Annotated in this window: 17 protein-coding genes and 1 pseudogene; 9 read left to right on the forward strand and 9 right to left on the reverse strand. The window is 70.2% G+C overall.

Translation table 11 applies throughout. The features are described from left to right. Window positions 1–61: 61 nt before the first annotated feature. Both IE273_RS34790 and xynA read right to left on the reverse strand, forming a co-directional pair. Window positions 62–742: pseudogene (locus IE273_RS34790) on the reverse strand (polysaccharide deacetylase family protein); the annotation flags it as partial. A 64-nt stretch (window positions 743–806) separates the two neighbouring features. Continuing rightward, entirely contained in the window at window positions 807–1,502 is a 696-nt protein-coding gene (xynA, locus tag IE273_RS34795) for an endo-1,4-beta-xylanase XynA (RefSeq protein WP_189819116.1), read from the reverse strand. 310 nt (window positions 1,503–1,812) lie between these two features. Here xynA and IE273_RS34800 point away from each other — a divergent pair, with 310 nt between their 5' ends. Then, window positions 1,813–2,898: an endo-1,4-beta-xylanase gene (locus IE273_RS34800; protein WP_189819117.1), complete on the forward strand. Its 1,086-nt coding sequence runs from the start codon at window positions 1,813–1,815 to the stop codon at window positions 2,896–2,898. A 429-nt stretch (window positions 2,899–3,327) separates the two neighbouring features. On the opposite strand, the gene IE273_RS34805 is transcribed toward IE273_RS34800, so the two are convergent. Beyond that, window positions 3,328–4,350: a LacI family DNA-binding transcriptional regulator gene (locus IE273_RS34805; RefSeq protein WP_189819118.1), complete on the reverse strand. Its 1,023-nt coding sequence runs from the start codon at window positions 4,348–4,350 to the stop codon at window positions 3,328–3,330. Window positions 4,351–4,483: 133 nt separating this feature from the next. Here IE273_RS34805 and IE273_RS34810 point away from each other — a divergent pair, with 133 nt between their 5' ends. The 4 genes from IE273_RS34810 to IE273_RS34825 are packed head-to-tail and all read left to right on the forward strand — an operon-like array spanning window position 4,484 to window position 9,948. Then, window positions 4,484–5,788, forward strand: coding sequence for an ABC transporter substrate-binding protein (locus IE273_RS34810; protein WP_189819119.1), 1,305 nt, complete (start codon window positions 4,484–4,486; stop codon window positions 5,786–5,788). A gap of 7 nt (window positions 5,789–5,795) precedes the next feature. Then, window positions 5,796–6,752 (forward strand): carbohydrate ABC transporter permease, encoded by a 957-nt coding sequence (locus tag IE273_RS34815; protein WP_189819120.1) that lies wholly within the window; start codon window positions 5,796–5,798, stop codon window positions 6,750–6,752. After that, window positions 6,749–7,567 carry a carbohydrate ABC transporter permease gene (locus IE273_RS34820; protein ID WP_189819121.1) on the forward strand — a complete coding sequence of 273 codons (819 nt, stop codon included), beginning with the start codon at window positions 6,749–6,751 and terminating at the stop codon, window positions 7,565–7,567. Before IE273_RS34815 ends, IE273_RS34820 begins: the two co-directional genes overlap by 4 nt. Beyond that, window positions 7,564–9,948: a beta-xylosidase/alpha-l-arabinosidase gene (locus IE273_RS34825; RefSeq protein ID WP_189819122.1), complete on the forward strand. Its 2,385-nt coding sequence runs from the start codon at window positions 7,564–7,566 to the stop codon at window positions 9,946–9,948. Before IE273_RS34820 ends, IE273_RS34825 begins: the two co-directional genes overlap by 4 nt. A 57-nt stretch (window positions 9,949–10,005) precedes the next feature. Here the strand turns inward: IE273_RS34825 and IE273_RS34830 are convergent, their stop codons facing one another. Beyond that, window positions 10,006–11,361, reverse strand: a complete 1,356-nt coding sequence (locus IE273_RS34830; RefSeq protein ID WP_189819179.1) for a cellulase family glycosylhydrolase — start codon at window positions 11,359–11,361, stop codon at window positions 10,006–10,008. 108 nt (window positions 11,362–11,469) lie between these two features. On the opposite strand from IE273_RS34830, the gene IE273_RS34835 reads away from it, so the two are divergent. Then, window positions 11,470–12,456: an aldo/keto reductase gene (locus IE273_RS34835; protein ID WP_189819123.1), complete on the forward strand. Its 987-nt coding sequence runs from the start codon at window positions 11,470–11,472 to the stop codon at window positions 12,454–12,456. 10 nt (window positions 12,457–12,466) lie between these two features. On the opposite strand, the gene IE273_RS34840 is transcribed toward IE273_RS34835, so the two are convergent. The 5 genes from IE273_RS34840 to IE273_RS34860 all read right to left on the reverse strand — a co-directional run bounded on the left by IE273_RS34840 (window position 12,467) and on the right by IE273_RS34860 (window position 18,757). Beyond that, a complete protein-coding gene (locus tag IE273_RS34840; protein ID WP_189819124.1) occupies window positions 12,467–14,485 on the reverse strand; it encodes a beta-galactosidase in 2,019 nt (672 codons plus the stop codon). 26 nt (window positions 14,486–14,511) lie between these two features. Further along, entirely contained in the window at window positions 14,512–15,399 is an 888-nt protein-coding gene (locus IE273_RS34845; RefSeq protein WP_189819125.1) for a carbohydrate ABC transporter permease, read from the reverse strand. Next, window positions 15,396–16,376 (reverse strand): carbohydrate ABC transporter permease, encoded by a 981-nt coding sequence (locus tag IE273_RS34850; protein ID WP_189819126.1) that lies wholly within the window; start codon window positions 16,374–16,376, stop codon window positions 15,396–15,398. The genes IE273_RS34845 and IE273_RS34850 overlap by 4 nt, the downstream gene beginning before the upstream one ends. 8 nt (window positions 16,377–16,384) lie before the next feature. Further along, entirely contained in the window at window positions 16,385–17,698 is a 1,314-nt protein-coding gene (locus IE273_RS34855) for an ABC transporter substrate-binding protein (RefSeq protein WP_189819127.1), read from the reverse strand. Window positions 17,699–17,965: 267 nt separating this feature from the next. Continuing rightward, window positions 17,966–18,757 (reverse strand): GntR family transcriptional regulator, encoded by a 792-nt coding sequence (locus tag IE273_RS34860; protein WP_229887845.1) that lies wholly within the window; start codon window positions 18,755–18,757, stop codon window positions 17,966–17,968. Window positions 18,758–18,933: 176 nt separating this feature from the next. Between IE273_RS34860 and IE273_RS34865 the strand changes: the two genes are divergently transcribed. The 3 genes from IE273_RS34865 to IE273_RS34875 are packed head-to-tail and all read left to right on the forward strand — an operon-like array spanning window position 18,934 to window position 21,944. Then, window positions 18,934–19,953, forward strand: coding sequence for a sugar ABC transporter substrate-binding protein (locus tag IE273_RS34865; RefSeq protein WP_189819128.1), 1,020 nt, complete (start codon window positions 18,934–18,936; stop codon window positions 19,951–19,953). Continuing rightward, the gene (locus IE273_RS34870) at window positions 19,953–21,029 is read left to right on the forward strand and encodes an ABC transporter permease (RefSeq protein WP_189819129.1); all 1,077 of its coding nucleotides are present in this window, start codon (window positions 19,953–19,955) and stop codon (window positions 21,027–21,029) included. The genes IE273_RS34865 and IE273_RS34870 overlap by 1 nt, the downstream gene beginning before the upstream one ends. Before the next feature lie 3 nt (window positions 21,030–21,032). Then, on the forward strand, window positions 21,033–21,944 hold the full coding sequence (locus tag IE273_RS34875; protein WP_189819130.1) for an ATP-binding cassette domain-containing protein: 912 nt from the start codon (window positions 21,033–21,035) through the stop codon (window positions 21,942–21,944). Window position 21,945 lies beyond the last annotated feature (1 nt).

Raw genomic sequence — 21,945 nt, forward strand, 5'->3', positions numbered from 1 at the left:
GGGTCAGGGGCGGCTCCGGTGGTGTCCGGAGCCGCCCCTCACCACTTCGCGGCCGGGGTCAGGGGGCCACGGCGCGGCCCGTCTGCGGGGAGATGCGGCCGGCGCACAGGCCCTTGCCCGCCAGCGTCTGTGCGATGCGCGGGATGGCCGCCAGGGTGTTGGCCGGCCACTCGTGCATGAGGATGATCTGGCCGTTGGTCAGCCGGGACACCGCCTGCACGATCGCGTCGGTGCTCGCGCCGTTCCAGTCCTGCGAGTCGACGTCCCAGATGATCTGCCTCAGGCCGTACTTGGCCTCCACCGCCTGGACGGTGGCGTTGGTCTCGCCGTACGGCGGGCGGAACAGTTGCGGCGTCCCGCCGCCGGCCGCGGCGATGGCCTGCTGGGTGCGGGAGATCTCGGAGTCGATCTGCGCCTGGCTCTGCTGGGTGAGGTGGGGATGGGTGTAGCTGTGGTTGCCGATCCACATCCCGGCGTTGGCCTCGGCCCGGACCTGGGCCGGGTAGGCGGCGGCGAACTGGCCCTCGTTGAACATCGTGGCCCGCAGCCCGTTCTGCCGCAGGGCGTTGAGCAGGGCCGGGGTGTGGTCGTTGGACGGGCCGTCGTCGAAGGTGAGCCCGACGTACCCGGAACAGGTGGCGGCGTGCGCCGGGGCGGCGTCGGTGACGGTGGTGACCGTGCCGGCCACGGCGGTCGCCGCGAGGGCCAGTCCGGTCAGCAGGGGGCGGGGTGCGGCACGCATGCGGGTGCGTCCTCCTCGGGTGGGCGGCGTGACCGCCGTGGGGGATGGGACGGGACGGGGAGGGTCAGCCGCTCACCGTGAGGTTGGAGGAGCCGCTGCTCTGGTAGCCCTCGGTGGCGAGGATCATGTAGTAGCTGAAGCTGCCCAGTTGCATGCCGTAGCGGGCCCAGGCGTCGAAGTGGTTGCCGGTGGTGATGGTGCCGCCGGTCCTCTTGGACTGCCGGACGCTCCAGTACTGGTTGAAGGTCCTGGTGCCTTCCACGGAGGGGGCGTTGTACCGCGTCGTCTGGTAGACGTCGTACGTGCCGCCGTCGCTGGTGACCGTGCCCTTGTACGTTCCGGTGGGCCGGTAGTTGCCCCAGTTGTCGACGATGTAGTACTCGACGAGCGGGTTCGAGGTCCATCCGTACAGCGCCAGGTAGCCGTTGCCGGACGGGTAGAAGCTGCCCGAGTACTGCACGTTCCTGCGTCCGCCGTTGCTCCAGCCCTTGCCGGCGACGAAGTTGCCGCAGTTCGTCCACGAGGTGCTGTAGTTGCCGCCGGAGTTCAGGGTCATCGAGACCGAACCGCCGCCGTCGGTCCAGAAGGAGTAGTAGAACCCGTTGTTGGTGCCGGTCTGGTTGGTGGTGATGACCGTGGCGGCCTGAGCGGTGTCGGGCAGCAGCAGCCCGGACGCGGTCGTGGCCAGCGCGACCGCGCCGGCACGGTTGATGAAGCCCCTGCGGCTCATCGGGCGGGTGAGGGCGTGCTCCATGTCCATGGTGCCTCCTGGATGAGGTGGATTGTCATGTTCGCGCCATACGCCGTGGCCGGGCCGTCCCTATGGGAGGGAGGGCTCGATTGCTGGAGAGTATGGGGCGGGTTCGAAAGGGCGGTCAATGCGTCTGTTTCCGAAACTTCATCGAAACTTGACGGGGAACTTCGGCGTGTAGAGCCGCAAGTTTCGAAGCCGCTCGAAGGAGTGGCTGAAATGACTGTCGACACGATGGTTGACGCGGAATTGGCGCCTGTTTAGCGTGACGCAACGCTCGTCAGGTAATGCGAAACTTTCGATACTCACAGGAGTGCCCGTGAACCTGCCCCGCTCCCTCGCGGCCGTCGCCTCGGCCTGCTGCCTGACCCTGCTTCCCCTCGTCGCCGCGAGCCCCGCGAGCGCCTCCGGCGGCACCGCCGTACCGGACCGTCCGCTGCGGCAGCTCGCCGCCGACGACCACCTGCGGGTCGGCACCGCCGTCGACATGTCCGCGCTCGCCGACGACGCCGCCTACCGCCGGCTCGCGGGCTCCGAGTTCTCCACCGTCACCCCGGAGAACGTGATGAAGTGGGAGGCGATCGAGCCCCGCCAGGGGGAGTACGACTACGCGCCCGCCGACCGCCTGGTCGACTTCGCGCGCAAGCACGGCCAGAAGGTGCGCGGCCATGTCCTGGTCTGGCACAACCAGTTGCCGTCCTGGCTCACCTCCGGTGACTTCAGCGCCGACCAGCTGCGCGAGATCCTGCACCGTCACATCACCGACACGGTCCGGCACTTCAAGGGCCGGGTCTGGCAATGGGACGTGGTGAACGAGGCGTTCAACGAGGACGGCACCCTGCGCGACAGCATCTGGCTGCGCGAGCTCGGTCCCGGCTACATCGCCGACGCCTTCCGCTGGGCCCACGAGGCCGACCCGCACGCCCTGCTGTTCTACAACGACTACAACACCGAGTGGACGGGCCCGAAGAGCGACGCCGTCTACGATCTGGTCGGCCGCCTGCGCGCGGAGGGCGTTCCCGTCGACGGGGTCGGCTTCCAGGGACACCTCGGCATCCAGTACGGCCTGCCCACCGGCATGGCGGCCAACTTCGCCCGCTTCGACAAGCTCGGACTGGCCACCGCCGTCACGGAGGCGGACGTGCGCATGCCACTGCCGGCCGACGCGGACAAGCTCGCCACGCAGGCCGAGGGCTACCGACTCCTGCTCGACGCCTGCCTGCGCACCCGCCACTGCATCTCGTTCACCGTCTGGGGCTTCACCGACACGTACTCCTGGGTCCCCGGCACGTTCCCCGGCGAGGGCGCCGCGAACCTGTACGACGAGGGCTACCGCCCGAAGCCGGCGTACCGCGCGCTCCAGTCCGAACTGGCGGGCCGGGCGCGGGCCGGGGGTGCCGAGTAGCACGTGCGTCGGTGCCGTACGGTCCGGCCGGCCCCTGGTGGCCGGCCGGACCGTACGGCTGTGGCCCGATACGGCGGACGACGTGCTCCCGCGCACGTCCGCGGCGTGCCGGGCCGTCCGGGCGCCGGTGGGGGCATGCCGCGCACGCGTGGGTGAACGACACGAGCGGCCGTCCATCGGTTCCGGCCCGCGGGCGACCTCCGCCTGCCCCGGCGGACGAGGGCGCCACCACCTCCTCGATGGCCGCCGGTGGCAGGCCGCCGGCCGGTTCGGCTGCGGCGGTGTCCAACACGGTGAGCCGGCAGGTCTGTTCCGCTGGGGCGGTGCTTACTGCGGCGGGCCGCGTCGTCCGCTTCCGCCGTGCCGATGCCCGCCTCTTGAGGTGTGCCGTCGGTGGAACCAGCGGCCCCGTCACCTCCCCGTGCCCCCTCAGCGCCCCGTGGGCGGTGCCGTGCTCTGGCGTACCACCAAGTGGGTGGCCAGTTCGATGCGCAGGGCCGCCTTCTTGGTGTCCTTCGGCCGCAGCAGCATCCGGGCCGCCTCCTCGGCCATGCGCTGGAGGGGCTGTTGCACGGTGGTCAGCGGGGGGCTCGACCAGCGGGCCGGCGGTACGTCGTCGTAGCCGACCACCGACAGGTCCCCGGGGACGCTCAGACCGAGGACCCGGGCCGCCTCCAGGACGCCCAGCGCCTGGAGGTCGCTCCCGGCGAAGATCGCCGTGGGGCGGTCGGGCCGCCGCAGCAGGTCCATGGCGTGTTCGAAGCCGCCCTGGACGTGGAAGTCGCCGAACCGTACCAGCCCGGGGTCCGGTTCATGACCGGCCATCGCCATCGCGGAGCGGTATCCGTCCAGCCGGGCCAGTGAGCACATCAGGTCCTCGGGGCCGGTGATGATGGCGACGCGTTCGTGCCCCTGGTCGGTGAGATGGCGGGTGGCGGCCACTCCGCCGGCCCAGTTGGCCGAACCGACGGACGGGACGTCGGGGTCGGGATCGCCCGCCGGGTCCACGATGACGAACGGAATGGCCCGGGACCGCAGTTGCCGCTTCACGTCCTCCGGCACGGTGGAGAAGACCAGCAGCACCCCGAGGGGCCGACGCCGCAGTACGCCCCCGATCCACTCGGGCCCGGGAGCCTGCCGGGTGCCGCTCTCGGTGAGCGCGACGGTCGCGTCGTTCTGCTTGGCGACGTTCTCCACCCCGCGGATGAGCTCCATCGCCCAGACGCTCTCCAGCTCGTGGAAGACGATCTCGATCAGCGGGGCCTGCGGCTGTCCCGGGGTGCGCCGGCGGTAGCCGTGGGCCTCCAGCAGCCGTTCGACCTTGGCGCGGGTCGCGGGGGACACATCCGAACGACCGTTGAGGACCTTCGAAACTGTCGGCAGCGAGACGCCGGCCTCCCGTGCCACGGCTGCCAAGGTGACTCTGTGACCGACCTGGGCTTCTTCGCGCATGGCCGCAGCATAGGCCACTCCGCCGGATAACGGTTTGGCCGCGTAGGTGCACGACCGTTGACCATTTCTTCCCTCCGCTCCTACTGTCCAGCGCATGACTTTCGGGTCCAGAGCCGAAACTTTCGGAAGGCGGATGATCATGCGTACACGGATGCCCCGGGTGCTCGCCTGCGGTGCGACGCTCGCGCTCGCGGCGAGCCTCGCCGCTTGCGGGAACGGCAGCGGCGGGGGTTCCTCGAACGACGGCAAGATCCATGTGCTGGTGTACGGGGACGCCAGCAACAAGGTTGAGAAGCAGATCGTTGATACCTTCAACAAGACGTCGAAGGTCAAGGCCGTCCTCGACACCATCCCCGGCGCCGACTACCAGCAGAAGTTGCAGACGATCATCAACACGCCGCAGGCGCCGGACATCTTCTTCAACTGGGGCGGCGGCAGCATCCAGCCGTTCGTCAAGGCCGGCTTGCTGATGCCGCTGGACGACTTCGTCAAGAAGGACCCGAACCTCGACGACAAGTTCCTGCCGAGCGTCTACAACAGCGCGGTCGTCGACGGAAAGCCGTACGGCATCCCCATGCGCGGCACGCAGCCGGTGCTGCTGTTCAGCAACAAGAACGTGCTCGGCAAGGCGGGTGTGCAGCAGCCCCAGACCTGGGACCAGCTGCTCGACGCCGTCAAGAAGCTCAAGTCCTCGGGCGTCACCCCCATCGCCCTCGGCGGCGGCGACCAGTGGCCGACGCTGATGTGGTTCGAGTACGTCTACGACCGTGTGGCCGGCCCGGAGCTGTTCCAGAAGGCCCTGAGCGGCGACAAGGACGCCTGGGCGAGCGCGGACAGCAAGAAGGCGCTCGGCATGCTCAAGGAACTGGTCGACACCGGCGCCTTCGGCAAGAACTACGACTCGGTGAAGTACACCAACGGCGCCTCGCCCGCGCTGGTGGCCCAGGGCAAGGCCGGCTTCGAGCTGATGGGGTCCTGGTACTACGCGCAGCAGCAGCAGGACGCGAAGGACTTCGCCGCCAAGGGGCTCGGCTACAGCACGTTCCCGACGATCTCCGGCGGCAAGGGTGACCCGACCGACGTCGTCGGCAACACCAACAACTTCTACTCGGTGCTGAAGAAGACCAAGCACCCCGAGGCGGTCGCCGACTTCCTGAAGCTGATGTACTCCGACGAGTTCGTCAAGGCCCAGATGGCCATCGGCAACCTGCCCACCACCACCAACACCCAGAAGTTCCTGGACACCTCGGCCAGCCCCGACTACTCCCGCTTCCAGTACGACCTCGTCGCCAAGGCCAAGTCCTTCCAGCTCTCCTGGGACCAGGCCTTCCCGCCGTCGGCCATGACGCCGATCCACCAGGCCGTCCAGCAGTTCTTCAACGGACAGCTCGACGCGGACGGCTTCATCAAGGCCATGCAGGCCCTCCCGACCGAATGAATCGCTCATGACCACACAGCTCACGAGCGCTCCGCCCTCCGCCGTGCCTGCCAAGAAGGCCCGGCGGCGGCCGGAGGACTCCTACACCGCACGCGGTACGCGCCCCGGCTTCGGCTGGGCGCTGCCCGCCACCCTGTTCTTCGCCCTCTTCGCCCTCGTACCGCTGATCATGGTGGCGGTGCTGTCCTTCATGAGCTGGAACGGCCTGGGGTCACCGCAGTTCGTCGGGACGGACAACTGGGAGCGCATCCTCGACGACCCCGTCATGATCAAGAGCATCTGGCTCACTCTGCTGCTCACCGCCCTGGGCGTGGCCATCCAGACCCCGCTGAGCATCGTGCTGGGCGTCTGGGCCGCCGGACACCAGCGCAACCGCGCCGTCCTCTCGGCGATCTACTTCATCCCGCTGCTGCTGTCCTCCACCGCGGTGTCGGTGCTCTGGCGGGCGCTGCTCGACCCCAACTTCGGCATCCCCGCGCGCATGACCTGGCTGTTCGGGGACGGCAACCTGTTCGGTGAGCAGGCCTCGGCCATCGGGGTGCTGGCCTTCGTCAGCACCTGGCAGTTCACGCCGTTCCACACGCTGATCTACCAGGGCGCCGCCCGGGCGATCCCGCCGGTGCTGTACCAGGCGGCGGAGATCGACGGCGCGGGACGCTACCGCCAGTTCTTCCACATCACCCTGCCGCAGCTGCGCAACTCGATCGTCACCTCGATGATCCTGATGATCGTCGGCGGGCTCACCACGTTCGAGACCGTGCTCATCCTGACCCAGGGCGGACCGGGCACCGACACCACGATCAGCGCCTACTACATGTACCAGAAGGCCTTCAAGGGCTTCGACTTCGGCGCCGGCTCGGCCATCGCCCTGTGCCTGGTCGTCGCCGCCACGGTGGTCTCGCTGATCGTCGTCCGCGTCTCCGGCTACGACAAGATGCGCAGTGACATGGAGGGGGTGTCATGAGGCGCCGCCCCAACTACCTGGCCGGAACGGGCTCGATCGTCTGGCTCGTCCTGGTGGGTCTGCCGCTGTACGTGATGCTCGCGGCGACCCTGCGCACCCGGCAGGACTACGCGAAGAAGGGCCCGCTGTCCTTCCCCGGCGACTTCACCCTCGACAACTACACCGGGGCGTTCGACTCGGGCTTCGGGCAGTACTTCCTCAACACCATCATCGTCACCGTCTGCGTCGTCGGCGTGGTGCTGCTGCTCGTACCGCCCCTGGCCTACGCGATCGTACGCAGCCGCAGCCGGGTCACCTCGCAGATCTTCCGGCTGTTCCTGCTGGGCCTCGCCATCCCCGCCCAGGCCGTCATCGTGCCGATGTTCTACCTGATCAGCGAGGCGGGCCTGTACGACAACCTCCTCGGGGTCATCCTGCCCACGGCCGCGTTCTGCCTGCCGATGTCCGCGCTGATCCTCAGCGGCTCCATGCGCGACATCTCACCGGAGCTGTTCGAGGCCATGACGGTGGACGGAGCGACCCCGCGGCGGATGTTCTTCCAGCTCGTCGTGCCGCTCTCGCGCGGCGGCCTGTCCACGATCGTGGTGTTCTCCGCGCTCCAGGCCTGGAACGGCTTCCTGTTCCCGCTCGTCCTGACCCAGTCCGACTCGACCAAGGTCATCACCCTGGGTCTGTACAACTTCCAGACGGAACACGGGATCGACATCCCCGGCCTGCTGGGAGCCGTGACGCTGTCCATGGTGCCCGTCCTGCTCGTCTACCTGTTCGCCCGCCGCGCCCTCGTCCAGGGCCTGATGGGCATGGGAGGAAAGTGACCACCAACGTGGCCGTAGAGACCACCCCCGAGATCCCCCTCTGGAACGACCCGACCCAGGACATCGGCACCCGCGTGTCCGCGCTGATCGACGCGATGACCGTCGAGGAGAAGATCGCCCAGCTGTACGGCGTGTGGGTCGGCGCGTCCGACGAGGGCGGCGAAGTCGCCCCGCACCAGCACGACATGGAGGAGGCCGTCGACCTCGACGCGCTCCTGCCGGCCGGGCTCGGCCAGCTGACCCGCCCCTTCGGCACGGCGCCCGTCGACCCCGCGCTCGGCGCGCTCTCCCTGCTGCGTACCCAGACCCGGATCGCCGCCGCGAACCGCTTCGGCATCCCCGCCCTGGCCCACGAGGAGTGCCTGGCCGGGTTCGCCACCTGGGGCGCCACCGCCTACCCCGTCCCGCTGTCCTGGGGCGCCACCTTCGACCCCGCCCTCATCCGCCGGATGGCCGCCGCCATCGGCCGCGACATGCGGTCCGTCGGCGTCCACCAGGGCCTCGCGCCCGTCCTGGACGTGGTGCGGGACGCCCGCTGGGGCCGTGTCGAGGAGACCATCGGAGAGGACCCCTACCTCGTCGGCAGCATCGGCACCGCCTACGTCCAGGGCCTCCAGTCCGCCGGTGTCGTCGCCACCCTGAAGCACTTCGTCGGCTACTCCGCCTCCCGCGCCGGGCGCAACCTCGCGCCCGTCGGCATGGGCCCGCGCGAGCGGGCGGACGTCCTGCTGCCCCCCTTCGAGATGGCGGTGCGCGAGGGCGCGGCCGACTCCGTCATGCACGCCTACACCGACACCGACGGCATGCCCTCGGCGGCCGACGAGGACCTGCTCACCGGGCTGCTCCGGGACACCTGGGGCTTCGAGGGCACGGTCGTCGCCGACTACTTCGGCATCGCCTTCCTCCGCATCCTGCACGGCGTCGCCGGCGACTGGGCGGACGCGGCGGGCACGGCCCTGCGCGCGGGCGTCGACGTGGAACTGCCCACCGTCAAGACGTTCGGCGCGCCCCTCGCCGAAGCCGTCGCCGACGGCCGGGTACCGGAGGCGCTGATCGACCGCGCGCTGCGCCGGGTGCTCCTCCAGAAGGCCCGGCTCGGCCTGCTCGACGCCGACTGGAACCCGGTTCCGGCCGCCCTCGGCGGAGCGGACCTGGACGACCCCGACGCCCTGCGCGGCACCGTCGACCTGGACTCCGCCGAGAACCGGGAACTGGCCCGCACGGTCGCCGAGGAAGCGGTCGTCCTGCTGCGCAACGACGGCACCCTGCCCCTCGGCCGGCCGCGCCGCATCGCCCTGATCGGCCCCAACACGACCGAGCCCACGGCCGTACTGGGCTGCTACTCCTTCCCCCAGCACGTCGGCGTGCACCACCCCGAGACGCCGCCCGGCATCGACCTGCCGACCCTGGAGGACGCCCTGCGGCGCGAGTTCCCCGACGCGGAGTTCACCGTCGTACGCGGCACCGGCGTGGACGACGGTGACATCCTCGGCATCGCCGAGGCCGTCGACACCGCGCGCCGGGCCGACGTCGTCGTCGCGGCGCTCGGCGACCGCGCGGGGCTCTTCGGCCGGGGCACCAGCGGCGAGGGCTGCGACGCCGAGTCCCTGGCCCTGCCCGGCGCCCAGCAGCGCCTGCTCGACGCGCTGCTCGACACCGGCACACCCGTGGTGACGGTCCTGCTGGCCGGCCGGCCCTACGCCCTCGGCCGCGCCGTGGACGAGGCAGCCGCCATCGTGCAGTCCTTCTTCCCCGGGGTGGAGGGCACCACGGCCATCGCCGGCGTGCTCAGCGGCCGGACCAACCCCTCCGGACGGCTGCCCGTCAGTGTGCCGCGCGGTACCGGCGGCCAGCCCGCCGGCTACCTCGGCGCCCGGCTCGCCCAGGCCAGCGACGTGTCCAACATCGACCCCACGGCGGCCTTCGCGTTCGGACACGGCCTGTCGTACACGTCCTTCGAGTGGGGCGGGCTGACCGTCGACCGGCCGGAGGCGGACACGAGCGGCGCGTTCTCCCTCGCCCTGACCGTGCGCAACACGGGGGAGCGGGAGGGCACCGAAGTCGTCCAGCTCTACCTGCACGACCCGGTCGCCTCCGTCGTCCAGCCGGTGCAGCGCCTCGTCGGCTACGCGCGGGTACCGCTCGCCCCGGGCGAGGCCCGCCGGCTGCGCGTCACCGTGCCGGCCGACCTGGCCTCCTTCACCGGCCGCGACGGGCGCCGGGTGGTCGAACCGGGCGAACTGGAGCTGCGGCTGGCGGCGTCCAGCAGCGACGCCCGGCTGACGGCGACGGTCACCCTGACCGGCCCCGCACGCCAGGTGGACCACACCCGCCGGTTCCACGCGCGCTTCGAGCAGGAGCCCGCGCACCCCGCCGTGTGACCCACCACCGCGCCGTGGCCCGCTCCCCGGACGTCCGGGGCACGGGCCACGGCGCGGTCAGCCCCGCTCCACGGTGACGGTCACCAGACCGCCCGGGGCGGCCGTCACCCGGGCCCGGCCGGCCGTCCGGCGTACGACGCTCGCGCCGCCGTCGGCCGTGATCCGCCAGGCGCCCGGCGGCAGGGACAGTTCCGTCACCCGGGAGCCGCGCGGCGCCGCGCGGTAGACCAGCCGGTACACGCCCGTCCCGGCGTCGTACGCGGCGGAGCGGACCGTGCCCGCCACGGCCTCCGCGTACGGCTCGGCGGTCAGCTCCTTGTGGACGCGGAAGGCGCCGGTGCCGTCCAGCGCGCAGTACCCGCCGCCGTAGCACCACACATAGCCCGCCCAGCCGGACGTGTAGCGGCCCAGGGAGGCCATCGCGTCCCGGTAGAAGCGGTCCATGTGCGGCAGCGAGCTGTCCGGCGGACCCCACTCGCCGACCACCACCGGGACCCGGTACCGCTTCGGGTACGCGGTGACGGCCCGCTCGTACGCCTCGATCCAGCCGGCCCCGGGGTCGTAGCCGGCGCCCGCCTCCATGGCCGCGTCGTAGAAGTGCGGCGCGTACACGACCCGGGGATCGTGGACGCGGCCGAGTCCGGTCGGTACGCCCTCGCCCACGATCGGGGTCGGCTCCACGAACAGCCAGGCGTCCCGGTCGGCCGAGCGGACGGCGTCGGCGAGGCGGTCGTACATCGGCGTGAGCTGCTCGCGTTCGATGCGGCGCGCGGCCGTCGGCAGGTCCTCCCCGGGCTTCGGCTCGCCCATCGGCTCGTTGATCAGGTCGTAGCCGAGCACGGCCGGGTGGCGGGCGAAGCGGGCGGCGAGGGTGCGCCACATCCCGGCCTGGGCGCGCCGGAGGTCCTCGTCCTCGTAGAGATGGGTGAACGCGCGCTGCACGGCGGGTTCGAAGTACTCGGCGAACCAGTCGTCCGGGTGCGCGGTGAACGGCAGCCCGTCGGTCCGGGTCGCCCACTCGGGTATGCCGCGGTGGCCGAAGGCGGGTCCGAAGACGTCCTGGTGGGCGTCGATGACGACCTTCACGTCATGGCGCCCGGCCCAGTCCAGGACGCGCTCGATCTTCCGCAGGTAACCGCGGCTGTACCGACCCGGTGCGGGCTCCAGGTCGTCCCAGAAGACCAGCAGCCGGGCGAAGTCGAAGCCCCGGGCCCGCAGGTCGCGCAGATGGCGTTCGGTCACGGCGGTCAGGGCGTCCTCGCCCCGGTGCGCCTTGTCCTCGATGTTCCAGCCGCGCAGGGTGAGCACCCGTCCGTTCCGGTCGGTGAGCCGGGGGATGTCCGCCCCGGTCTCCTCGGCGTGGGCGGTGGCGGGGGTCAGGAGGGCGGCGAGGACCGCGCCCGCCGTCAGCATCGCTCGCAGCACGGAAACCTCCGGGAAGCCGGCGTCGAGTTCCTTGACTTCGTGTGCACTTCAAGCTGAACACTCCCGTGCTACCAGCCATGCACGGGGAGGACCAGCATGAAGTACCGCACCATCGGCACCGATCCGGCCACCCGCCGGGAGGTGAGCGTGCTCGCGCTCGGCGCGATGCTGTTCGGGTCGCGCACCGACGAGAAGACCTCCTTCGCCGTCCTCGACCGCTATGTCGAGGCCGGCGGGACCTTCGTCGACACCTCCGACAACTACGCCTTCTGGGAGGACGGCGGCCAGGGCGGTCAGAGCGAGCGACTGCTCGGGCGGTGGCGGCGCAGCCGGGGCGTCGGCGACGAGATCGTGATCGCCACCAAGCTCGGCGCCCGGCCCCTGGCCCCCGGCACCAGCTACACCGACACCGCCGAGGGACTGTCCGCCGAGGTCATCCGGGAGTCGGCCGAACGCAGCCGGGAACTGCTCGGCGTGGACCGGCTGGACCTGCTCTACGCGCACATAGAGGACCCCGCCGTCCCGCTCGCGGAGACCGTCGAGGGCTTCGCCGCGCTCGTCGCCGAGGGCACCGTCGGCCTGCTCGGCGTCAGCAACTACGCCGTGTGGCGGGTGGAACGGGCCCGCGCCCTCGCGGCGGCGGCGGGACTGCCGGGGTACGAGGTGCTCCAGTACCAGCACAGCCATCTGCGCCCGCGCACCGACGTGCCGAGCGAGCTGTTCCCGGACGGCAGCCTCGGCGGCGCGGACGCCCAGCTCCTGAACTACCTGCGGGCGGAGCCGGGGTTGACCCTGGTCGCCTACTCACCGCTGCTCACCGGCGCCTACACCCGCGCCGACAAGCCGCTGCCGCCGGACTACGACCACCCCGGCACCCCGGCCCGGCTCGCGGTGCTGCGCGAGGTGGCCCGGGAGACCGGGGCGACCGTCAACCAGGTCGTGCTCGCCTGGCAGCTGGGCGGTGAGCTGCCCGTGATCCCGCTCGTCGGCGCCTCCTCGGTGGCCCAGCTCGACGAGAACCTCGCCGCCGTCGACCTGGAACTCACCGGGGAGCAGCGCGCCCGGCTGGACGCGGCTCACTGAGCCGCGCCGTCTACCGATCGCGGGGTTCGCGGACGACGGCCACGTCGCCGGGGGCGACGGTGACCGTGCCGGTCGTCTCCTTGCCGGTCAGCAGCTCGAACGAGCCCTGGCGCACCGGGACTTCGGCACCCCGGCCGGTGTGGTCGATGACGAACAGGTAGTCCGCCCGCGGACCGCGCCGGCGGGCCACCTCCACCCCGGGCGGGGCGGTCCGCACCGGCGTCACGCCCGCCTCCTCGCGGACGCGGTCCAGCAGCGCGGCCAGCGTGACCGGGTCCGGCAGGGTGGCCAGGTACCAGGCGGACCCGGTGCCGTGCGCGAGCCGGGTCACCGCCGGAACCCCCGCCAGGGGTCCGTCGGCGTACGAGGCGACCGCCTCGGCACCCGCGAGCCGCAGCCGCTCCGACCACAGGGAGCCCGTGGCCCCGTCCGGCACGGCACCGGTCAGCGCGACCGGCTCGCCGGGCAGCAGCGGGAACGGCTCGTCGGAGCGCACGCCCAGCACCTCCCGGAACGCTCCGGGGTAACCACCCAGCCGGGCATGGCAGTTCTCGTCCACCGCCCCGCTGTGGAAGCCGACCGCCAGGGTGCCGCCGTCCGCGGCGTACGACGTGAGGTTGGCCGCGCCCGCCTCGTCGACCAGGTACAGGCTCGGGGCCAGCACCAGCCGGTAGCCGGTCAGGTCCGCGTCCGGCCGGACGAAGTCCACGGCCACGCCCGACCGCCACAGCGGCTCGTACCAGGCCCGCACCAGGTCCAGGTAGCACAGCTCGCCGCTCGGCTGGGAGGGGAGCTCCAGGGCCCAGCGGGCGTCCCAGTCCCAGACGATCGCGACCTCGGCGGTGCCGGTGCTGCCGCGCACCTCGGCCAGCGCCTTCAGGTCGGCGCCCAGCCGGACCACGTCCCGCCAGATCTGGCTGTCCGTCCCGGCGTGCGGCACCATCGCCGAGTGCCACTGCTCGGCACCCGCCTTGGACTGGCGCCACTGGAAGTAGGCGATGCCGTCCGCGCCGCGCGCCACGTGGGCGAGCGCGTCCCGGCGCAACTGGCCGGGATCCTTCGCCCGGTTGACGGGCTGCCAGTTCACCGCGCCGGTCGAGTGCTCCATCAGCAACCACGGGCCGTCCGCGAGCGAGCGCGTCAGATCGCCGCTGAGCGCGATGTCGATCTGCGGCTCGGGGTCCGTGGACCGGAGGTAGTGGTCGTTGGAGACGATGTCCAGCTCGGGCGCCCAGCGCCAGTAGTCCAGGGCGTCGAAGCTGAAGTTCACCATGAAGTTGGTGGTGGCCGGGATCGCGGGCGCCGCCGCCCGCAGCAGGTCCCGTTCCGCCGTGTACAGCGACAGCAGCTCGTCGGAGCAGAACCGCCGCCAGTCCAGCTGGTGCGTCGGGTTGGACACGGCGCCGGTGGCGCGCGGCGGCAGGATCTCCTCCCAGTCGTAGTACCACTGGGACCAGAACGCGGTGCCCCAGGCGTGGTTGAGGGCCGCCAGGTCGTCGCCGTAGCGGTCGCGCAGCCAGCGCCGGAAGGCCGCCGCGCTGGTGTCGCAGTAGCAGGCCGCGTTGTGGCAGCCGTACTCGTTGTGCACGTGCCACATGCGGACGGCCGGGTGGTCCGCGTACCGGTCGGCGAGCGCGCCCGCGATGCGCAGCGCGGCCTGCCGGTAGGCGGGGCTGGACGGGCAGAACGTCTGGCGGCTGCCGTAGGAGAGGGTACGGCCGTCCCGGTCGGCCGGCAGCGCCTCCGGGTGGGCCCGGAAGAACCAGGCCGGCGGCGCGGCCGTCGGCGTGGCGAGGTCGGCGGCGATGCCGTTCTCGTGCAGCAGGTCCAGGACCTTGTCCAGGCGCGAGAAGTCGTACACGCCCTCGGACGGCTCCAGCAGCGCCCACGAGAAGATGCCGACGCTGACCAGGTTCACCCCGGCCTCGCGCATCAGGCGCATGTCCTCGGCCCACACCTCCTCGGGCCATTGCTCGGGGTTGTAGTCGCCGCCGTAGGCGAGGCCGGGGACGGACAGGGTGCGCTTCACGGGGATCTCTTTCACGTGCGGGTGCCTCAGCCCTTGTTGGAGCCCAGGGTGAGGCCGCTGACGAACTGGCGCTGGAGCACGAAGTACACGACCAGGGTGGGGATCGCGGTCAGCAGCGCGCCGGCGGCGACCAGGTTGGGGTCGGTGAAGTACTGCCCGGAGAGGTTGTTCAGCGCCGAGGTGATCGGCATGTTCTCGCCGGTGGAGATCAGTACGAGGGCCCAGAAGAAGTCGTTGTAGATCCAGATGGACAGCAGGGTCGCCAGGGCCGCCATCGCCGGCTTGCACAGCGGCAGCGTGATCTGCCAGTACAGCCGCCACACCGAGGCGCCGTCGACCAGGGCGGCCTCGGTCAGCTCGTGCGGCAGCGAGCGCATGTAGTTGCTCAGTACGAAGGCGCAGAAGCCGGACTGGAACGCCACGTGGATCAGGACCAGGCCCAGCGCGGAGTCGTACAGCTTCCCGCTCGCGGTGATGCCGGGCAGGTCGGTGAGCAGGTACAGCCGGTACAGCGGGGTGATGATGACCTGCTGCGGCAGCAGGTTGCCCGCCGTGAAGACCAGCAGCAGCGCCAGGTTGACCCGGAAGTCGAAGCGGCTGACGTAGAAGGCGACCATCGACGACAGGAACAGCGTCAGCAGTACGGCCGGCACCGCGATGATCAGCGTGTTGCCGAAGTAGTGCAGCATGTCCGACTGCTGGAACGCGTTCGTGAAGTTGTCGAAGTTCAGCGTGTCCGGCCAGGAGACGTACCCCTTGGCGCTGGTCTCGCTGTACGGGCGCAGGGCCGAGAAGACCGCCCAGAGCAGCGGCGCCAGCCAGGCGAGGGCGGTGCCCGCGAGGAAGACGTGCAGCAGGATCCGGGCCGGCCGGACGGGGGTACGCCGCTTTCCCGGGGCGCTCACGGTGCTCATGCGCGCCGCTCCTTCCGGAAGGTGGCGATCAGGTACGGGATGATGACGGCGAGGGAGATCACCAGCAGGACGACGGCGATGGCGGAGCCGTATCCGATGCGGCTGGACTCGCCGATGATGTTGTTGGTGACCAGGATCGACAGCAACTCGGTGCCCTGGGCGCCCTTGTTGAAGACGAAGACCAGGTCGAAGGCGCGCAGTGCCTCGATGATGGTGACGACGAGGACGACCGTGTTGGTCGGGCGCAGGGTCGGGAAGATCACGTTCTTGAACGTCTGCCACTCGTTGGCGCCGTCCAGCGCGGACGCCTCCCTGAGCGACGGGTCGACGCTCTTCAGGCCGGCCAGGTAGAGGATCATCATGTAGCCGGCGTGCCGCCAGGACGCGGCGATCAGGACGGCCCACAGGTTGAGGTCGGGGTCGCCGATCCAGTCGATGTAGTGACCGGGCTTGTTGGCGCCGATGATGCTGTTGATCAGGCCGGTGTCCGGGTTGTAGACCAACTGCCAGACGAAACCGATGCACGCCATCGAGATGACGACGGGCAGGAAGTACGCGGTCTGGTAGACCCGGCTGAACCGGATCCGCTTGTCGAGCTGGACCGCGAGGAACAGGCCGAACGGCGTCGGGATCAGGATCAGTGCGACGAACCAGATGACGTTGTGCTGGACGGCCGGCCAGAACTGCGGGTTGTCGGTGAAGAGTTGTGTGAAGTTGTCCAGGCCGACCCACTTGATCGAGTCGAACCCGATGCCGTCCCAGGTGGTGAAGGCGAGGAGGATCGAGGCGAGGGCCGTGAACCAGACGAGGATCACGTGCAGGACGGTCGGAACGCCCGCCATGAGGGCGAGCGTGATCCGGTCACGGCGGGTCAGCAGGCGCCGGTGGCCCTGCGAGACCCGCTTCTTCTCGGGCGCGGCCCCCGGAGCCGGCACGGCCGCCGGCTCCGGGGTCTTCGTCGTCGTGTCAGTGCTCATCGGGCCGCTCACGAGGACGCGAAGATGGTCTTCTTCTGGCGCTCGATGGACGACAGCAGACCGTCCACGCCCTTGGGGTTCTGGAGGAACTTCTGCAGACCCGGCTGCATCACCGTGGCGGTGAAGTCGGGGCGGCTGTCGCGGTCCATGAACTGGGTGAGGCTCTTGGCGCTGCCGATCATCTCGAACGCCTTCTTCTGGAGCGGCGAGTAGGAGGAGGTGTCGGCCTTGCTGGAGGCGGCGACCACGCTCGGGTCGGTCTTCAGGTACAGCTCCTCGGCCGCCGGGCTGCCCAGGTACTCCAGCAGCTTGACGACACCCGCGTGGTTCTTCGGGGACTTGCTCACCATGAAGCCGTCGGTCGGCGCCTCGACGGTGTCCTGGCCGTACGCGGAGTTGATCTCCGGGAAGGCGAAGAAGTCGAGGTCGTCCAGGTCGGCCTTGTTGGTGAACTGCTGGGCCACGAAGGAGCCGAGGAGGTACATGCCGGCCTTCTTCGCCACCAGCGTCTGCGCGGCGTCCTGCCAGGTGCGGCCCATGAAGCCGTCCTGGTGGTAGGGGAGGATCTCGGCCCAGTGGTCGAAGACGTCCTTCACCTTGGCGTCGGTCCAGGACGCCTTGCCGGCCATCAGCTCGACGTGGAAGTCGTAGCCGTTCAGACGGAAGTTGATCTGGTCGAAGGTGCCCATCGCCGGCCAGGCGTCCTTGTCGCCGAAGGCGATCGGGACCAGGCCGTCCTTCTTCATCTGCTTGCACAGGGCGACCAGGTCGTCCCAGGTGGCGGGGACCTTGTAACCGTGCTGCTGGAAGACGCTCTTGCGGTAGAAGACCGCCCACGGGTAGGTGGTCAGCGGCACGAAGTAGTACTTGCCGTCCGCGCCCTTGCTGAGCTTCTTCATCGCCTCGGGGAAGTTGTCCCCGATCTTCGCCCACACGTCGTCGATCGGGCTGGCGAGGCCCTTGGCCGCGAAGAACTGCATGCGGTACCCGGCGAACCAGTTGAACACGTCGTCCGGCGTGCCCTGCAGATACGAGTTGATCTGCTCCTGGAAGGTGTTGTGGTCCTTGGTGTTCACATCGACGCTGAGGCCGGACTGCTTCTTGAAGGCCGCGTAGACGCTCTCGTAGGCCTTCTTGGGCACCGCGTCGGAGGCGTTCGAGCCCAGGGAGACGGCCTTGGGGTCGGATCCGGAACCGCTGCCTCCGCAGGCGGACAGCAGGGGTATGCCGGCGCCCGCGAGCAGGGCGGTACCGCCCGCTCCGCGCAGCAGGGAACGTCGGCTGGGCCCCGGAACGGAGAGACCGGAGGGAGAGAGGCGCATGGCGGCTCCTGAGGCATCCAGGGTTCGGCCAAGGGGATGAGTTGATCACCGAAAGGTTCGAAACCGCTCAGAAATCAACTCGACCGAACATCGTGGGCGTAATAACAGCCCCATGTCCGCTCATGCGTCAATAGCTCCGGTCGCGCGGAGGTGTCTCTTGCCCGAAACGTAATCGTCATCGTCACCTGCGCCGTTGACGACGGCGGGACGCGGCGGCCCCCACGGCCCGGGCGGCCGAGGGGGCTGTGGGAAACAGGTCGCTCCGTTTCAGCTTCTGACCAGCAGTTGGAAGTCGAAGGCGTACCGGGACGCCCGGTAGACATGGCTGCCGTGCTCCACCGGCCGGCCCGCGTCGTCGTAGGCGGTGCGCCACATGGTGAGCAGGGCCGCGCCCTCCGGTTCCTCCAGCAGGGCCCCCTCCTCGGCGCTCGCGGCGCGGGCGCCGATGGACTGGCGGGCGCTGTGCAGGACGATCCCGGCGGAGCGCAGCATCCGGTACAGACCGGTGGACTCCAGCCGCTCGGTGCCGAGTTCGAGCAGCGAGGCGGGCAGGTGGTTGCGCAGGAACGCCACCGGCCGGCCGTGGGTGTGACGCAGCCGCTCCAGCACGACGACCTCGGCGCCCTCGGGGAGGCACAGGGTGGCGGCCACGTCGGCGGGCGCCGCGATCCGTTCGTTGCGCAGCACCCGGGTGGTCGGGCCCTGTCCGGCCGCCTCCAGGTCGTCGTAGAGGCTGCTGAGTTCCAGCGGGCGTCTGACCTGGCTGTGCACCACCTGCGTACCGACTCCTCGGCGGCGCACCAGCAGCCCCTTGTCGACCAGGGACTGGATCGCCTGGCGGACGGTGGGCCGGGACAGCCCGAGCCGTGCCGACAGGTCGACCTCGTTGCCGAGGAGATTCCCCGGCACCAGCACGCCGCGCTCGATGGCCGCCTCCAGTTGCCGGGCGAGTTGGTAGTACAGCGGAACCGGACTCGACCGGTCCAGGGCGAAGGCCACGGGATCCAGCGCGCGATCACCCGGTGCCGTTCGCCGCGGGGTGCGGTGTACTGGGCTCATGCCCCTCAGGTGTAGGACCCGGCGCCGAAGGTGTCAATGGTTTGTACTTACATTCGGACCTGCTTGTGAAATGATGTCTTAACAAAGTATTGACAGCGGGCTCGACAGAGGCTTGTATCCCGTCCCAACGCAACAGCGTCCTTGCCCCGTCGCACGCACAGTGAGGTGCTGGAAAGATGGACCGCTCTTCTCGTCCCCGCTCCCGCAGACTGGCCCCCCTGGTGGCGGTGGCCGCCGCGGCAGCCCTCACCCTCGCCGGCTGCTCCAGCAGTTCCGGCGGCAAGAAGGCCGAGGAGGAAGCGGCGAACCCCTCCGCGGGCAAGGCCGACACCCCCCGCATGACCGTCGCCCTGGTCACCCACCAGGCGCCCGGCGACACCTTCTGGGACACCGTCCGCAAGGGCGCGGAGGCCGCGGCGGCCAAGGACAACATCAAGCTGGTCTACTCCGCCGACCCCAACGCCGGCACCCAGGCCAACTACGTGCAGAACGCGATCGACCAGAAGGTCGACGGCATCGCGGTCACCCTGGCCAAGCCCGACGCGATGAAGGGCGCGATCGCCAAGGCGGAGCAGGCCGGCATCCCGGTGGTCGGCCTCAACTCCGGACTGAGCGACTGGAAGAAGCTCGGCCTGCTGGAGTTCTTCGGGCAGGACGAGAGCGTGGCGGGCGAGGCGTTCGGCGACAAGCTCAACACCACCGGCGCGAAGAAGATCGTCTGCGTGATCCAGGAACAGGGCAACGTGGGCCTCACCCAGCGCTGCGACGGCGTGAAGAAGACGTTCAAGGGCACCACCGAGACCCTGTACGTGAACGGCACCGACATGCCGTCGGTGAGGTCGACCATCACGGCCAAGCTGAAGCAGGACTCTTCCGTCGACACCGTCGTCACCCTCGGCGCCCCCTTCGCGCTGACGGCGGTGCAGTCGGTGGGCGACGCGGGCAGCAAGGCGAAGGTGGCCACCTTCGACCTCAACAAGGACCTGGTCAAGGCGGTGCAGAAGGGCACCATCGAGTTCGCCGTCGACCAGCAGCCCTACCTCCAGGGCTACCTGGCGGTCGACTCGCTGTGGCTCTACAAGAACAACGGCAACTACAGCGGCGGCGGTGAGCAGGCCGTGCTCACCGGCCCGGCCTTCGTGGACAGGTCCAACGTCGACAAGGTCGCCGGGTTCGCCGCGAAGGGCACCCGGTGATGAGCATGGCCCAGCAGGCTGAGCCCGCGGTCGGCAGGCCGCCGGCGTCCGGCCCGAAACCGACCGACGGCCGTACCGCCCGGCGCCCGCCGGCCCTCAGGCTGCTGGCCCGGCCCGAGGTGGGTGTCTTCCTCGGCGCCGTCGCCGTCCTGGTCTTCTTCCTGATCACGGCGCCGCCGGTGCGCGACGGCAGCTCGATGGCGAACATCCTGTACCAGTCCTCGACCATCGGCATCATGGCCCTCCCGGTGGCCCTGCTGATGATCGGCGGGGAGTTCGACCTCTCCTCCGGCGTCGCCGTGATCTCCTCGGCGCTCACCGCGAGCATGCTCAGCTACCAGCTCACCGTGAACGTGTGGACCGGCGTGGTCGTCGCCCTGATCGTGTCCCTCGCGATCGGCGCCTTCAACGGCTGGATGGTGATGAAGACCGGGCTGCCCAGCTTCCTGGTCACCCTCGGCACCTTCCTGATCCTCCAGGGCGCCAACCTCGCGGTCACCAAGCTGGTCACCGGCAACGTCGCCACCGACGACATCAGCGACATGGACGGCTTCGACCAGGCCCGGAAGATCTTCGCCTCCTCCTTCGACGTGGGCGGGGTCCAGGTGAAGATCACCGTGCTGTGGTGGCTGGTCTTCGCGGCCCTCGCCACCTGGGTGCTGCTGCGCACCAAGTACGGCAACTGGATCTTCGCCGTCGGCGGCGACAAGGACAGCGCCCGCGCGGTCGGCGTCCCGGTGAGGTTCACCAAGATCACCCTGTTCATGCTGGTCGGCTTCGGTGCCTGGTTCGTCGGCATGCACAACCTGTTCTCGTTCAACACCGTGCAGTCCGGCGAGGGCGTCGGCCAGGAGCTGATCTACATCGCCGCGGCCGTCATCGGCGGCTGCCTGCTCACCGGCGGCTACGGCTCCGCGATCGGCCCGGTCTTCGGCGCCTTCATGTTCGGCATGGTGCAGCAGGGCATCGTCTACGCCGGCTGGAACCCCGACTGGTTCAAGGCCTTCCTCGGCGTGATGCTCCTCGGCGCCGTCCTGATCAATCTGTGGGTCCAGCGCACGGCGACCCGGAGGTAACCGATGACCGACAACACCACGGGCACCCATGGCGCCGTCCTCCAGGACAGCGCGCCGGCCCCCGACGGGCCGCTGGTCGAACTCCGCGGCGCCGGCAAGTCCTACGGCAACATCCGCGCCCTGCACGGCGTCGACCTGAAGGTCCACGCCGGCCGGGTGACCTGCGTCCTCGGCGACAACGGCGCCGGCAAGTCCACCCTCATCAAGATCATCTCGGGGCTGCACCAGCACACCGAGGGCGAATTCCTCGTCGACGCGCAGCCGGTGCGCTTCACCACCCCGCGTGAGGCCCTGGACCGGGGCATCGCCACCGTCTACCAGGACCTCGCCACCGTCCCGCTGATGCCGGTGTGGCGGAACTTCTTCCTCGGCTCCGAGCTGACCAAGGGCCCCTGGCCGCTGCGCCGGCTCGACATCGCCCGCATGAAGGAGACCGCCGACCAGGAACTGCGCCACATGGGCATCGTCCTGGACGACCTGGAACAGCCCATCGGTACCCTCTCCGGCGGCCAGCGCCAGTGCGTCGCCATCGCCCGCGCCGTCCACTTCGGCGCCCGCGTGCTCATCCTGGACGAGCCCACCGCCGCCCTCGGCGTCAAGCAGTCCGGGGTGGTGCTGAAGTACATCGCCGCCGCCCGCGACCGCGGCCTCGGCGTCATCTTCATCACCCACAACCCCCACCACGCCTACATGGTCGGCGACCACTTCAGCGTCCTGCGCCTCGGCACCCTGGAGCTGAGCGCCGAACGCAGCGGGATCGGCCTCGAAGAACTGACCAACCACATGGCCGGCGGCGCCGAACTCGCCGCGCTCAAGCACGAGCTGGCCCAGGTGCGCGGCGTCGACGTGGAGGAGCTGCCCGAGGAGGGCGACCTCAGCGCACCCGTGGCGACCTCCCCGGAAGGAACCCCCTGAT

Origin of the sequence: Streptomyces olivaceoviridis (assembly GCF_014650115.1) — a bacterium.
In the GTDB taxonomy this organism is placed as follows: Bacteria; Actinomycetota; Actinomycetes; order Streptomycetales; family Streptomycetaceae; genus Streptomyces; species Streptomyces olivaceoviridis.